Source organism: Pseudoalteromonas sp. CH_XMU1449-3 (genome assembly GCF_037027245.1).
Classification (GTDB): domain Bacteria; phylum Pseudomonadota; class Gammaproteobacteria; order Enterobacterales; family Alteromonadaceae; genus Pseudoalteromonas; species Pseudoalteromonas shioyasakiensis.
In genome coordinates, this window is record NZ_JAYMDY010000021.1 from 1 (window position 1) to 15,206 (window position 15,206).

The 15,206-nt window shown below is 43.7% G+C and carries 12 protein-coding genes; 5 read left to right on the forward strand and 7 right to left on the reverse strand.

Features of this window, described 5'->3' with window-relative positions; genetic code table 11:
- Nucleotides 1-400: 400 nt before the first annotated feature.
- The 6 genes from WA256_RS18550 to WA256_RS18575 form a co-directional block, all read right to left on the reverse strand.
- Nucleotides 401-2,350 carry a family 43 glycosylhydrolase gene (locus tag WA256_RS18550; protein WP_335992813.1) on the reverse strand — a complete coding sequence of 650 codons (1,950 nt, stop codon included), beginning with the start codon at nucleotides 2,348-2,350 and terminating at the stop codon, nucleotides 401-403.
- A gap of 12 nt (nucleotides 2,351-2,362) precedes the next feature.
- On the reverse strand, nucleotides 2,363-3,430 hold the full coding sequence (locus tag WA256_RS18555; protein WP_235591851.1) for an aldose epimerase family protein: 1,068 nt from the start codon (nucleotides 3,428-3,430) through the stop codon (nucleotides 2,363-2,365).
- A gap of 215 nt (nucleotides 3,431-3,645) precedes the next feature.
- Nucleotides 3,646-4,230 (reverse strand): HAD family hydrolase, encoded by a 585-nt coding sequence (locus WA256_RS18560; protein ID WP_130167336.1) that lies wholly within the window; start codon nucleotides 4,228-4,230, stop codon nucleotides 3,646-3,648.
- Nucleotides 4,231-4,366: 136 nt separating this feature from the next.
- Complete coding sequence (gene araA / locus WA256_RS18565) at nucleotides 4,367-5,866, reverse strand: L-arabinose isomerase (protein ID WP_055198523.1); 1,500 nt, start codon at nucleotides 5,864-5,866, stop codon at nucleotides 4,367-4,369.
- Nucleotides 5,867-5,889: 23 nt separating this feature from the next.
- Nucleotides 5,890-6,585 (reverse strand): L-ribulose-5-phosphate 4-epimerase, encoded by a 696-nt coding sequence (locus WA256_RS18570; protein WP_063528078.1) that lies wholly within the window; start codon nucleotides 6,583-6,585, stop codon nucleotides 5,890-5,892.
- On the reverse strand, nucleotides 6,582-8,234 hold the full coding sequence (locus WA256_RS18575; RefSeq protein WP_335992817.1) for a ribulokinase: 1,653 nt from the start codon (nucleotides 8,232-8,234) through the stop codon (nucleotides 6,582-6,584). The genes WA256_RS18570 and WA256_RS18575 overlap by 4 nt, the downstream gene beginning before the upstream one ends.
- A gap of 231 nt (nucleotides 8,235-8,465) precedes the next feature.
- Here WA256_RS18575 and tal point away from each other — a divergent pair, with 231 nt between their 5' ends.
- Nucleotides 8,466-9,419: a transaldolase gene (gene tal / locus WA256_RS18580; RefSeq protein WP_062566356.1), complete on the forward strand. Its 954-nt coding sequence runs from the start codon at nucleotides 8,466-8,468 to the stop codon at nucleotides 9,417-9,419.
- A 121-nt stretch (nucleotides 9,420-9,540) separates the two neighbouring features.
- On the opposite strand, the gene tkt is transcribed toward tal, so the two are convergent.
- Entirely contained in the window at nucleotides 9,541-11,541 is a 2,001-nt protein-coding gene (gene tkt / locus WA256_RS18585; protein WP_062566357.1) for a transketolase, read from the reverse strand.
- A gap of 354 nt (nucleotides 11,542-11,895) precedes the next feature.
- Here tkt and WA256_RS18590 point away from each other — a divergent pair, with 354 nt between their 5' ends.
- The 4 genes from WA256_RS18590 to WA256_RS18605 are packed head-to-tail and all read left to right on the forward strand — an operon-like array spanning nucleotide 11,896 to nucleotide 15,067.
- Entirely contained in the window at nucleotides 11,896-12,783 is an 888-nt protein-coding gene (locus WA256_RS18590; protein WP_063527745.1) for a MipA/OmpV family protein, read from the forward strand.
- Complete coding sequence (locus WA256_RS18595; protein ID WP_062566359.1) at nucleotides 12,783-13,166, forward strand: DUF3019 domain-containing protein; 384 nt, start codon at nucleotides 12,783-12,785, stop codon at nucleotides 13,164-13,166. Before WA256_RS18590 ends, WA256_RS18595 begins: the two co-directional genes overlap by 1 nt.
- Entirely contained in the window at nucleotides 13,166-13,876 is a 711-nt protein-coding gene (locus WA256_RS18600; RefSeq protein ID WP_063528816.1) for a response regulator transcription factor, read from the forward strand. The genes WA256_RS18595 and WA256_RS18600 overlap by 1 nt, the downstream gene beginning before the upstream one ends.
- 6 nt (nucleotides 13,877-13,882) lie before the next feature.
- Nucleotides 13,883-15,067 carry an ATP-binding protein gene (locus tag WA256_RS18605; protein ID WP_335992820.1) on the forward strand — a complete coding sequence of 395 codons (1,185 nt, stop codon included), beginning with the start codon at nucleotides 13,883-13,885 and terminating at the stop codon, nucleotides 15,065-15,067.
- Nucleotides 15,068-15,206 lie beyond the last annotated feature (139 nt).

The window sequence follows — 15,206 nt, forward strand, 5'->3', positions numbered from 1 at the left end:
GCGCGTCATGAAATCAACACCCAAAGAGCAGACATACACATCACCAACATACCCCACCGCTCAGCTAAAAACTGACAGCTGAAGGCTGACAGCTCCTAAACAACGCGCGAAATAAATTTCACGCCTACAACAACACGTCGGCATGAAAAGGTGTAGATGGATTATGTTGGGTTTCGCTCCGCTCAAACCAACCTACCCGAAGAATAAACAAAGCATGTAACGTCGTAGGCTTCACACTTACTTGACGCGTCATGAAATTCCCCCCCTACGAGCAGACAAATATATCACCAACATACCACTCGGCTTGGAACTTTACTCTCGCTAACTTGCAGCTGACAGCTATAAAAAAAGCCACTCATAAATGAAGTGGCTTTGGTTGAGTCGATTTTTTACTTATAACTTAATTTGGTTCACGCAGATGGAACACTTGGCACTTGTTACCTAAATCCGGTTGTTGTGCGAAGTTAGTGTTTTCAGCTAAACCACAGTTACTTAAGCCAAGCGCTTGTTTTGTGTAGCGGTTGATAAGCATCACACCACCACCTTCTACTGGCGCAATGCGCCACTGTGCTGTTTTCGCCGCACAATAAGCCATCTCTACGTTGGCACCTGGTACTAAGGCGTTATCAGCTACCGCAGCACAGAACTCGCTGTCAGCGCTTTGTTTAAGACTTACATAGCCTGTATCTGTTGGTGTGAAGAACCATTGCTGTGCATCTTTATGCGTGTAAGCTTGTTGCTCAACATTGGTACCTGCTTTAACTGTATCTGCCACGCTAAGTGCTTTACCACTTTGTTGGCTTAATACTACAACACTACCCATTGGGCGTAATTGCCAATCACCACACGCTGTTGCCTCGCTTTGCTGTAAAACAGCTTGGTTTTGCGCAGCAGAACAACCAGCAACCGCTAATGGTTTGCCTGTGTAACGGTTAGTAATAGATACATTACCATCTGTGCTTGGTGCTACTTTCCATTGCTGGCAGAAGTTATTACGCCATGCTGCAGATTGTACTTTAGCGTTATCTGCGTCATTACAGCTTTCAAGCTCTAAGAACTTGCTGTCTTCACGGTTAGCTAAACGAACAAAACCATCTGTTGTTGCATCAATAACCCATTGACCATTGGTGCTTGCGCACTGACGTTGTACTGCACGTGCATCTTGTGGATCAGCTGCAATGTCTAAACATAAGCCGCTTGTTGCATTCACTAATTGGTAACGTTGACCTTGCACTCGCGTTACCAGTGGGCCGTATTCACCTGATGGCGGAGCTACTTCAACGCCTGGTGTTAATGGTTTACCAAAGCTTGGTGTGCCATCGTCGTTCCAAGTGAATTTTTGCGCACGTAATGAACGAGTCGCACTACAACCGTGCTCTACCGAATCATTACCGTGATAAACTAACCAGTCTTCTGTGCCGTCTGGCGATGTGAAAAAGCCGTTGTGACCTGGACCAAACACTTCTTCTGTACGCTCAAATACTGGCTTGTCGTATTTTTTCCAGCTGCTAGCTTTAAGTGGGTCGTCACCAACAAGCTCAAGCATACCTAGTTTGTAATCTGGGGTATTACAGAAGCTTGCTGAGTACGTCATAAACGTACGGCCATTGTGCTGTAAAATTTCAGCGCCTTCGGTTACTTTACGACCACTGATTTCCCAATCTAGCTCAGGACGCGTGATCACCGTATGCGGTGAGTTCTCTTTCAGTGTCCACGGATCTTCCATTTCAGCAATAATGTTTAATTGCTGATCGCCTTGCCATTGTGAGTAGATCACATACAGCTTGTCTTTGTATGTTAGGTAGTTACCGTCGATGTTCCATACGTTAGGCATTAATGCGCCCTTGTATTCATATGGACCCATAGGATCGTCACCAGCACTTTCTAATACATTTAAGTGTTGGTTATCTAAAGTGCCATCAGTACCAGCTGTGTACATCATGTACCAACGGTAGCCGTTTGGCCCTTTTAGGCGGTGGAACTCAAACGCCCAGAAGTTACAACAACGCTCAGGGTTTGAATCAGACCAAACATTGACAGGTGTTGCATCAGCAAGGCCAGCTAGTGTTGGTGATTTACGCATCACTAACTCAGATGTCCATGTTGTTGTGGTTAGGTAATAGTTACCATCCCAGTATTCAAGCCATGGATCGGCGCCATTAGGAAAAAGTGGGTTGGTAAAAATACCATTATCTTGGATTGGCGCTTTTTCTGTGGCTGCCACGTCAGTTGTTTTAGCTGTGTTGTCTTCAGCTGTAGCCTGACAACCAGTCAGAGCACCAAACGACAAGGCAAATACGCTGGCTAAGCCAGCCTTTTGCATTGCGCTTTTAAGCTTTGTTGTTTTCACGATTGTGTTCCTTTATTTTGTACCAAATTCGTACACGATGCGTGTTGAATACACGTCACCCGGTAATAATGTTGTGCTTGGGAACGTTGGCTGATTTGGTGCATCAGGGAAATGCTGTGGCTCTAAACAAAAACCACTTCTGAAATTATGCACTAAGCCAGACGCTTGCTGAGTACTACCGTCTAAGAAGTTACCTGAATAAAACTGTACTGCAGGCTCTTCTGTGTAAACTGTTAACGTACGGCCAGAGTTTGCTTCGTAAACCGTCGCTGCTTCAATAAGCTCATTGCTTGGCGTGTCTTTAAGCACAAAGTTATGGTCATAACCTTTACCAAGTTTCAGTTGTTCATTGCTAGCTTTGATGTCTTGACCAATTGCTTTAGCAGTACGGAAGTCAAACGGTGTGCCTGCAACATCCATCAACTCACCAGTTGGGATCAAGCCGCCATCCACAGGGGTAATTGCTTTTGAGTTAATTTGCATTTGGTGATCAAGAATGTCGCCTTTACCTGCTAGGTTGAAGTAGCTGTGTTGCGTCATATTGATGATGGTAGGCTTACTTGTTGTAGCAATAAACTGCATATCTAACGTGTTGTTATTCGTTAGCGTGTAAGTTACTTCAGTCGTCACTTCACCCGGGTAACCTTGGTCACCATCAGGGCTCACTAAGCTTAAGGTAACACCAGCACTGTTTTGCGTCGTGAACGGTGTCATGTTCCATACTTTCTTATCGAAACCTTGCACACCACCATGTAAGTGGTTGTCACCATCGTTAGTTGCTAATTGGTATTCAGTGCCATTTAGCGTGAATTTACCGTTTGCGATACGGTTACCAAAACGACCGATGATTGCACCGTAGTAAGTTGTCGCTTTTGTGTATGCTTCTAGGTTATCTAAACCCAGTACAATATTACCCATTTCGCCTTTTGCATCAGGTGTTTCAATACGCGTGATAATGCCGCCGTAGTTGATTACATCAACGCTAATACCATTGCTGTTAGTCAACGTTACTTGATTAACCGGCGTTTGATCAGCAAGTACGCCATAGGCCGTCATTGATGCTGAAGGGGAAGTAGTCATATTGTCTCCTTGATGAGCACAAGCTGGTGTAAGGGCAATCCCACATGTCACCAACAATGCATAAAGCCCGCGCGACTTTTTCGTGTTCGAACTGGCTGTTTGATGAGTTGTTTTTAAACCTTGGAAAACACATTGCAATGACATATGAATAACCTTTTTGTAATTGTATTTATAGTTTTATAATACAAATAAGGGTGTCATTGCAACTTTAATCGCTAAAGTTGGATTTTTCCGTCTTTCACCATGATGCAATCCATTCCCGCACTTTTGGCAGCTTGATAACCAATTTGCGTGTCTTCAAACACCACACATTGGCTTGGCTCAACACCTAATTGCTCTGCTACTTTTAAGAATGTTTCTGGGTTTGGCTTGCCTTTACTTACATCACTGGCAGTCACTAACGCACCAATTTTATTTATTAAATTGGTATCAGTTAGATGATCAATTGCATGTTCGCGGTCAGCACCTGTGCCCACACCCATTGGCAATACACCATGGTACTTTTCAAGTACAGCAACGGTTTCGTCAATCACCAGCGGTTGGTGCTGTAAATCAACCCAAAACTGGTGTTTATCTTTTGCCACAACTAGAGGGTCGTGTTCTAAACCAAATTTTTCGTTAAGCATTTCAATTGTTTTAACGGTCGGAATGCCACCTAAGCTGTACATGTAGTCGTAATCGAATGGGTAGCCATAGGCTTCGCAAGCTTTTTGCCATGCCTGTAAGTGACTGCCCATTGAGTCAATTAAGGTGCCATCCATATCAAAAATAATGCCTTGGTAGGCGCTTAAATCGATCATATCTACTCCTAAAATGTTTCGCTTCACAATAGCATAAGCCAGCGAAGAGCGAGGCTCATCACTGGCTTAATCGACAACAAAATTTGGGGTGAACGTGCTCACACACAGCACGTTCTAGTACATAAAGTACTAATTCTTACAGGCCACGTTTTAGCATGTAGTAAGCTGCGTTATGACGAAGCTCTGTTTTGAAACCACGGATCGTCGTATCGTTATCGATGATCATAGTTTCAACGCCAGCCATTTCAGCAAAATCGATAATCATATCGGTTGTTACTGCTTGGCTGTATGCAGTGTGGTGTGCACCACCGGCGTGGATCCATGCAGCTGATGCTACAGATAGATTTGGTTTTGGTTCCCAAAGCGCTGAAGCAACCGGTAAGTGAGGTAAATCAGCTGGCGGAGCCACTGTATCTACTTCGTTGATTAGAATACGGAAACGGTTACCCATATCAATTGGTGATACGTTGATTGCAGCACCCGGTTTTGCAGTAAACAATAAACGACCTACATCACATTTCACACCGATAGTGTGCTGGTGAACTTCAAGACGTGGTTTTTGTGCTGCAATTGAAGGACACACTTCTAACATGTGCGCGCCAAGTACTTGGTCAGTCTCACCCATGTTGTAAGTGTAATCTTCCATGAATGAACAACCACCGTCACGGCCTTCACCCATTACTTTCATGATGCGAACCATAGCAGCTGTTTTCCAGTCACCCTCACCACCGTAACCATAGCCTTTCGACATTAGGCGCTGTGTAGCAAGACCTGGAAGACCAGAAAGACCTGATAAGTCTTCAAAACAGTTAGTGAATGCTTTAAAGCCGCCTTTCTCTAAGAAACGCTCCATACCAAGCTCTAAACGTGCTTCGTTGCGTAGCATTTTCACTGCGTAATCGTCTTGTAGAGTTTCGTCAGCAATTACGTAGTCTTGCTTATAAAGCTCTAACTGTGCATCAACTTCTTCTTCAGTGATAGTATCAACCACTTTTACAAGCTCAGCGACACCAAAGGCGTGTACTTCATAACCAAAAGTAATTTGCGCTGAAACTTTGTTACCTTCAGTAACTGCAACTTGACGCATGTTGTCGCCAAAACGCGCAACTTTAAGTGTTTGGCTTTCTGCCCAACCTTTTGCCGCACGACACCAGTCATCTAACTGCTGTTGTACGTCAGCACGTTGCCAGTGACCTGCAACAACTTTACGCTCTTTACGCATTACAGTACCGATGAAACCGAACTCACGGTCACCGTGTGCACTTTGGTGCGTATTCATGTAGTTCATGTTGATGTCAGACCAAGGAAGGGCTGCATTGAACTGAGTATGAAGGTGTAACCAAGGCTTACGTAATTCGCTTAGGCCAGCAATCCACATTTTCGCAGGTGAGAAAGTGTGCATCCATAAAACTAAGCCAACACAGTTAGGATCCGTATTTGCCGCTTGGCAAACAGCGTGAATTTCTTCAGGTGACTTAACGGTAGGCTTACATACCAAGTTTACTGGTAGATTAGCTTCGCTGTTTAAGCCCGCTACAATTGCTTCGCTGTCTTTGGCAACCGTTTCTAACACCTTAGGACCATAAAGATGTTGTGAGCCGGTAACAAACCAGACTTCTTTCGTCATCGTCGTCATGTTAATAATCCTCTAAATTCTTGCTATTTGCTCTGACCGTAATACGCGTTTTTACCGTGCTTACGTAGATAATGTTTATCCATCACTGCTTTTTTAAGTTCAGCTGCGTGTGGATCTAAAGTGCGTGTTAAATACGCCATGCGTGCAATCTCTTCGAGTAGCGCGGCATGGTATACAGACTGAGCGGCATCTTTACCCCACGTGAAAGGCGCATGACCCGCAACAATCACCATAGGTGCAGCTTTCGGATCGCGGTCTTGATACGCATCAGTAATTTGAATACCGGTTTCTAATTCATAATCGCCATTCACTTGCTCATCGGTTAACTCACGAGTACAGGTGATGTCACCGTGTACATAGTCAGCGTGAGTTGTGCCAAGGCAAGGAATGCTTTGTTTTGCTTGCGCCCATGCAGTTGCATAGGTCGAATGCGTGTGTGTTACACCGCCAATTGAATCAAAGTGGCGATATAAATGAACATGTGTTTTTGTGTCAGAAGACGGACGCATAGACCCTTCAACAATGTTGTTTTCAAGGTCAACGATCACCATGTCGTCGGCTTTCATTTGGTCGTACGAAACACCACTTGGTTTAATCGCAATCACGCCTTTGTCGCGGTCGATTTGCGATACGTTACCAAAGGTATAAATTACTAAGCCACGACGTTGCAGCTCCATGTTCGCTTCATAGACTTCACGTTTTAGTTCAGTAAAACTCATGCTTTGTCTCCGTTTACATAGCTTGCAAGTGCTTGGTAGTTGGCATAAAGCTCGTCATACACAGCAACGCGCTCTGGGTTTGGTAAATACTGATGACATACAGACGACGCCATCACTTTTTGAGCATCTGCCACTGTTGCGTGCTCACCCGCAGCAACCGCAGCCATAATTGCCGCACCCAATGCACAGCTTTGCTCACTTTCTAAAACGTCGATTGGGCAATTCCAAACATCAGCACAAGTTTGCATTACGTAGTCTGATTTTTTAGAGATACCGCCGATAACGACCACTGACTCGATTGGTACGCCTTCGCTACAGAAACGCTCAGTGATAGCACGTGCGCCAAAGGCAGTTGCTTCAACAAGTGCTTTGAAGAACTTAGGTGCATCAGTGCCCATTTTTAAGCCTGTTAATGCCATGGCAACGCTTTGGTCAGCATCTGGCGTACGACGACCATTTACCCAATCAAGCGCAGTTACATCGTTGCTTGTTACAGGCAGTGCTGCCGCTGCTTTTGATAGATCAACTAAGATTGAATCTTCTAGCTTGTTAACTAACGCTTGTTCAGCGTCAGATAGATTTGTAAGTTGGCGAGTTGGCCAAAGTACTAGGTTTTTGAACCATGCGTATAAGTCACCGAATGCAGATTGACCGGCTTCTAAGCCAATTAACCCTGGGATCACTGAGCCATCAACTTGACCACAAATACCTTTAACGCAAGTATCACCTAGTTGTTCTTTAGACGTTACTGTGATGTCACAAGTTGAAGTACCCATTACTTTAGTTAGAACGCCAGGACGAACATTGGCTGCTACTGCGCCCATGTGACAGTCAAATGCACCGTAACCAATCACGATACCTTGTGGTAAACCTAGCTTCTCGGCCCACTCAGCAGTTAAGTTACCAGCAACTTGGTCGCTTGGCTCTGTAGTTGCATTTAACGTATCAACAACACCATCTAATAGTGGATCGATATTGCTGAAGAAACTGTTTGGTGGGAAACCGCCCCACTGCTCGTTCCACATTTGTTTGTGGCCCGTTGCACAACGACCTAGCTTTAATGCTTCAGGGTGTGTTGTGCCGCACATTAGCGCGGTCATCCAATCGCAGTGCTCAACCCATGAATAAGTGGCTGCTTTAACACTGCTATCAACGCGGAAAATATGTAATGCTTTGGCCCAGTACCACTCAGAAGAGTAGATACCGCCCATGTGTGAAAGGTAGTTCACATCATTGTTAGTTGCAGCTTCAGTGATTTCATTTGCTTCTTTAATAGACGTATGGTCTTTCCACAAAATGAACATTGCATTTGGGTTTTCTGCAAATTCTTCAGTTAATGCCAGTGGTGTACCTTGGCTATTAATTGCTACAGGTGTTGAGCCTGTCGTATCAAAGCTCATACCCACTACTTTGTCTGCAGTACCTGCTGGAACTTGTGACCAAAGACCATTAACTACTTCTACAAGGCTATCAATATAGTCTTGTGGATGCTGACGAAACTGATCTTTACTAGGGTCACAATATAAACCTTGTGCCCAGCGCGGGTAGTTTACTAAATGGCTGGCAAGTTCTTCACCAGTCGCAACATCAACGAGTAATGCTCTTACCGAGTCCGACCCGTAGTCTAATCCCAACGTATAACGAGACATAATTACCTTTCACTAATTGCTTACTAACATTGTTAGTCATTATCTTTATTTGTATGATAATATCAACAATACCAGATTGTAAAGGTATTATAAAAATATTATTAACAGGATTATTTGCTGCTGGCGGGCGATTTATTGCGCAGTTTCTCTGGTAGATTAGATTGTTTTTTCAGCACAAATAATAGGTTAAAGCCACTACATTAACTTTTGTATGATAAGAATGGGATAACTATGTCTAGTCAATTAGAACAACTTAAAGCAGTGACAACCGTTGTTGCTGACACGGGTGATTTTGAAGCAATCAACGAATATAAACCGCAAGATGCAACAACAAACCCATCACTAATCTTAAACGCGATTCAAATTGAGAAATATCGCCCACTTGCTGCCGAAGCCGTATCATGGGCAAAAGCACAAAGCAGTGACGCAGCTGAAGTTGTAACAAAAGCAGCCGACAAGCTAGCGGTATTAATTGGCTCTAAATTAATGGAGCAAGTGCCAGGTTTAGTTTCAACAGAAGTGGATGCGCGTTTATCATTTGATACTCAAGCAACTGTTGATAAAGCACTTGAGCTTGTTGCTTTATATAAAGAGCAAGGTATCGACACATCGCGCGTGTTAATCAAAATTGCTTCAACATGGGAAGGTATTCAAGCAGCCAAGGTACTTGAAGCACAAGGTATCCGTTGTAACCTAACGCTGGTATTTGCATTTGCTCAAGCACGTGCTTGTGCCGAAGTGGGTGCTTACCTAATTTCACCATTCGTTGGTCGTATTCTTGACTGGTACAAAGCACAAGATGCAAGCGCTGATTTCGACGGTGCTAACGATCCGGGCGTTAAGTCAGTAACGCATATCTACAACTACTTCAAAAAGCACGGCTACGAAACGATTGTAATGGGCGCAAGCTTCCGTAACATCGGTGAAATCCAAGAATTAGCAGGTTGTGACCGTTTAACTATCAGCCCTAAGTTACTTGCTGAACTAGCTGCAACTGACGCACCATTAACTCAAAAACTATTACCAGCAACAGAAAAAGCAGAAGCGCCAGCTGCAATGACTGAGCAAGCTTTCCGCTGGGAAATGAATGAAGATGCCATGGCTACTGAAAAACTAAGCCAAGGTATTCGTCAGTTCGCAATTGACCAAGAAAAACTAGAGTCAATCTTAAGCGAATTAGTTTAAACCGATTGTTTAAGCAGCAAAAAGCCCGCAAACCAAAGTTTGCGGGCTTTTTTATTGCCTGCACATCATCACAAAGGCAGGCTTATCGTGTTGCGATTACGATAATTTTTAGCCAGTCACATTATTCAGCAAGTAATGCGTTTGCTTTTGCAACTAGGTTTGCCACTGTGAAACCAAAGTGCTCAAGCAGTACTGCGCCAGGCGCTGATTCACCAAATGTGTCCATGCCTAGTACATCACCATCTTGGCCAACATACTTGAACCAGAAGTCACGGTGTGCAGCTTCAACAGCAATCTTAGGTGTACCCGCTGGTAACACGCTTTGACGGTATGCTTTATCTTGGCTATCAAACTGATTCGTTGATGGCATAGATACCACGCGAACTTGCTTGCCTTGTGCTTTTAGCTCAGCAGCAGCATTCACAGCTAACTCTACCTCAGAACCCGTTGCAATAAGGATAAGCTCTGCAGCTTGTTCGCTATCAACAAGTACATAACCCCCTTTTGCAATGTCAGCAACTTGCTGTGCATCACGTGCCATTGCTTTGGTACCCTGACGGCTGAAGATAAGTGAACTTGGGCCTGTCTCTTTTAATAACGATTGACGCCAAGCTACTGCTGTTTCAGTTTCATCACACGGACGCCATGCAGTCATATTTGGTGTCATACGAAGGTTAGCGATTTGCTCGATTGGTTGGTGAGTAGGACCATCTTCACCTTGACCGATTGAGTCATGGGTATACACAAAAATGCTTTGCGCTTTCATTAATGCTGCCATACGTACTGCATTACGTGCGTATTCCATAAACATTAAGAAAGTTGCGCCAAATGGGATAAAGCCACCATGCAATGCAATACCATTCATGATTGCGCTCATACCAAACTCACGTACGCCATAGAATACGTAGTTACCATCAGCTGCATCTTGTAAACCTTTTGCTTCTGGCCATAAGGTTAAGTTAGAACCGGCAAGGTCAGCAGAGCCACCCATTAATTCTGGAAGCTGGTTAGCAAAGAAGGTGATCGCATTTTGTGATGCTTTACGTGTCGCAATGTTTTGCATATCGGCTTGGCATTTAGCAATGTACTCATCAGCTAATTCAGCGAAGTTAGCTGGTAATGCTTTTTCAAGAACACGACGTGTATATTCTTTTGCAAGTTCAGGATGTGCTTTGCTATAAGCTGCAAATTTTTGCTGCCATGCACCTTCAAGCTCTTGGCCTTTCGCTTGATTATTCCACTCGTTATAAACTTCTTGTGGAACTTCAAATGCAGGGTGCGGCCAGTTTAGCTGCTCACGTACTGCTGCGATTTCGTCGTGACCCAGTGGTGCACCGTGACAGTCGTGGCTACCTGATTTATTTGGCGAGCCAAAACCAATCACTGTTTTACAACAGATTAGTGTTGGTTGCGTAGTGTTGCTTTGTGCCGCTTCGATTGCACCCGCAATTGCATTCATATCGTGACCATCAACATCACGGATAACTTGCCAACCGTAAGATTCAAAACGTGCAGGTGTATCGTCGGTGAACCAACCTTCTACTTCACCATCGATAGAGATGCCATTGTCATCCCAAAATGCGATTAGCTTGCCTAGGCCTAATGTACCTGCCAGCGAACATGCTTCGTGCGAGATACCTTCCATTAAACAGCCGTCACCCATAAAGCAGTAAGTGAAGTGATCAACAATATCAAACTTTGGCTTATTGAATTGTGCTGCTAAAGTTTTTTCAGCGATTGCCATACCAACTGCGTTAGCAATACCAGAACCTAATGGGCCCGTAGTTGTTTCAACACCCGGAGTATAACCATATTCTGGGTGACCCGGTGTTTTTGAGTGAAGCTGACGGAATTGCTTAATATCTTCGATGCTTACGTCGTAACCGCTTAGGTGTAACAATGCATATTGAAGCATTGAACCATGGCCATTTGATAACACAAAGCGGTCACGGTTAGACCAGTCTGGATTTAATGGGTTATGGCGGTGAAAGTTTTGCCACAATACCGCTGCAATATCAGCCATACCCATAGGCGCACCTGGGTGGCCAGAGTTAGCTTGTTGAACGGCATCGACAGCAAGTATGCGAATAGCATTTGCAGATTGAGAACTAGGCAGAGTCATCTTATTAGCTTCCTGTTAATATTATAATATAAATAATATCGCAAAAACTCACTCAAATAGCAACTTAATAAACCGCCATGCCAGTAATGACGTGTATTTAGGGCCATTTTGTACCGCTAAGCGCAGGTTTTAACACCATTTTATTGTTAATAATTTTTTCTAACTAAAGAAATGACGACACCGCTCAAAATAACCAAACCAAATTAGTGAAATATACTTATTTATCAAGCAATTTCCTTAACTAATTTAGGTTACAAAAACCAGACCTTGCTACAATTTGGTACATTATTTCATTGTTCAAGCCATTAATAACAACTTAATGTTAACAGGATTTTTCATTAAGGTTGTTTATTTGTGACTGTTCTAGGTAGTTGCTCACTTGGGCTACGAGTTTTATTTCTAATTAGTGCATTTTGCCTTTCACCAATGGCAAGCAGCACTGACTCTGCGTATTTAGCAGATGAAGGAGTAAGCCTTGGTTTAAGCTTAGGTTATGGCCAACTCGACAACCCGGTTTATAAAAAAGACGACATTCCTCTTTATGCCCTACCGCGCATTGAGGTATTTGCCGGTGACTTTTCATTTGCAAATACTCAGTTTGCTTGGACACCCGTGTGGGGCGATAACTATCAAGTGTCGTTATTCACCCAACTCAATGAAGATGGGCTGTATTTTGCTAAACACTCAGCAGCACTGACCGCGATTAGAACAACCGGCGGCCGCCCCTCAATGACACCGCCACCACCCGGTTCAGGTATCGAAACACCAGCGGTGACAAAGCGCCGCGGTGATATTACTAAAATATCAAAACGTAAACTGTCTGCCATGAGCGGTATTGAAGCTATCGTTGACTGGCAAAGCTGGCGTTTTAGCGCGCATTGGTCAATGGAGCTCACCAACTATCACAAAGGGTTACAAGGCGCATTATCAGCACAGCGCTTGTTTTTGTTTGATCAGCATCTAGTTTTGCTCGGCGCAGAAATACAACATTTAAGTGCTGGTTTAGTGGATTACTACTATGGCAGCGCACAACAAGAGATACGAGCCGGATTTAGCCCTTTTTTAGGTCACTCTAGTCAAAAGTACAATCTAAAAGCCAGTTACCAATATCAGTTTAATCAACAATGGCAATTTATCAGCGATATAAAATACCAACGCTTATCATCGGGTATTGCCGATAGCCCCCTTATCGATGACAGCAACTTACTGTCTTTTTATGCTGGCTTTGCATGGAATTACTGATGATGTTGCGTACGAAGCTTTTTTCACTCTTATTCATTTGTAGCCTCGCGTTTGTTGGCAGTACATTCGCACAAGCCGGTTATATCGAGGCAACACCAGAAAACTGTGTAACGATAGAGCAAGACTGCGTGATGGATGTATCGATTAATTGGTATACCGAAGTCAGCAAAACGGTGTGCATTCGCGTTACTGATCAACAAATTAGGCTGTTCTGCCAAAAGCCAAATCAAGGGCAGAACTTTGCAATCACAGTGCAAAACAATCGCAACATTGTATTAGAGCTACTTAGCGAACAGCTAGAGCCATTAGAAAGCACTGAAATTAGTTTATTCCACCAGCATGTTAAAAAACGCCGACGTGATATCGCATGGAGTATTTTTTGATGAGCCAGCATACTATTTTATACATTGAAGATGATTTAAAACTTGCCCAACTAGTCTCTAATTATTTAACTGATCATGGCTATACCATTGAACACTTTGAAAGTGGTTGCCATGCCTGTTACCAAGCAAGCTGCAAAAAATATGACCTAATTTTGCTTGATATCGGATTAGGATCAGAAGATGGCTTTGAGGTATTTAAAGAGCTAAAACAATATCAAGATACGCCAATTATTTTTATGACCGCAAGGCAAAGCCAAGTTGATCATATCACTGGCCTTGAGCTAGGCGCCGATGATTACCTTACCAAACCTGTTTCCCCGTCTATTTTATTAGCGCGAATTAACAATACCATTCGCCGCAGCCAGGCTGTTAAGCCAACAAGTACCACCCATAACGCCCATAATATTCGCTTTGGCTCTTTGAGTATTAATACAATTCAGCGCGAGGCTTATTTGCATAGCCAGCCACTAGAATTGACCAGTGCAGAGTTCGAAATACTGATCCAACTAGCTCAATCAGCGGGTCAGTTGGTCAGTCGAGACCAATTATTTGATGGCACCATTGGCCGTAAATACGATGGTCAAAGCCGCACTATCGATGGCCGCATTAGTCGCTTACGCAAAAAGCTCGGTGACGAAGCGGTGCCGGCACAAAAAATCGTCACTGTTTGGGGTAAAGGATATATTTTTTCTCCACAAGCGTGGGGTTAATGCAGTTTGCTACGCCTGTTTTGTTATTTGTATTTAACCCTCGCAGTTTGTCTAGGAAGTGCCGCTTGGTTACTAGAAACCTATTTTCCAAACCCACCGAGTTACAGTACAGAGCAGCAGTTAGCAGAAAACATCTTGAGTATTGCCCCCAATAACCCTGATATTAAACAAACACCTCTGGCGAACTTTTACCTTGGTGAACAATTACAGGCATCTCTTTTAGCAGGTCAGGTAATTAGTGTTAACGATGCCAATAACAACCTTTACTTTCATAAACTTGCCGATGATAGACAGACCTTATTAAGCATTGGCCCCTACAGCCAGCCTGCTGATCAGGGCTATCAGTCTTTAGTGAGCCTTCTATTTTACTCTAGCCTTGCCTTAGCTGTGGTGATTTTTACAGGCCCACTGCTGTTTGACTTAAATAAGCTACGCAAAGCCAGTAGTAAAATTTCAAATGCCGACTTTACAGCACAAGTCCACTTCACACGTTTTAGCTTGCTAAAGAGTATTGGCGATACTTTCGATAACATGGCATTAGCGCTTCATAACCGCAATCAAAGCCAACGCGAATTGATCAATGCTGTTTCTCATGACTTTTTAACGCCTATATCGCGGGCTAAATTCGCCCTCGAAGCAGTCGTTGATAACAACGCTTATCGGCACAGTGTGTTGCAAGACATTATTGAACTTGAGCTTTTAGTCGAAGAGTTTTTAACCTATGCCGAGCTTGAACAATGCGAACCCACCTTGTTAGTGAAAGACTACTGCCCAGAAGAGCTATTACAGCCCTGCATTACTAAGTTTCAAAGCTATAGCCCTTTGGCTATTCGCCTTGATTGCGAATTAACAACAATTTGCGTTGATAAACAAAGCTTTCAACGCTTATTGCAAAACTTACTCGGCAACGCGGTTCGCTTTGCTAAAACGCAAATTCATATCAGGCTTTCACAATACGAAAGCGGCACTTTGCTAGTGATTGAAGATGATGGCCCAGGGATCCCAGAACACATGCGCGCCAGCCTCATGCAACCATTTTCTAAAACCGCTTCGGTGCACCAAACAGGCTACCAAGGTGTTGGCCTTGGCTTATCAATCGTTAAGCAACTATGCCTATGGAATAACGCAAAATTTAGCTTAGATAACGCACAAACCTTAAGCGGAGCAAGAGCAAGCATCTTGTTTCGATAAACAGTTTTTCGGTAAAAATGTACCAAGCTGTAACAGTGTGTGCCAATTGTTTACATTTCATTGATGTTAAAGTCACAACTCAACACTATCCCTACTGATTAAACCGTTCGCCGTTAGCGCGAGCTCATAATTATAATCC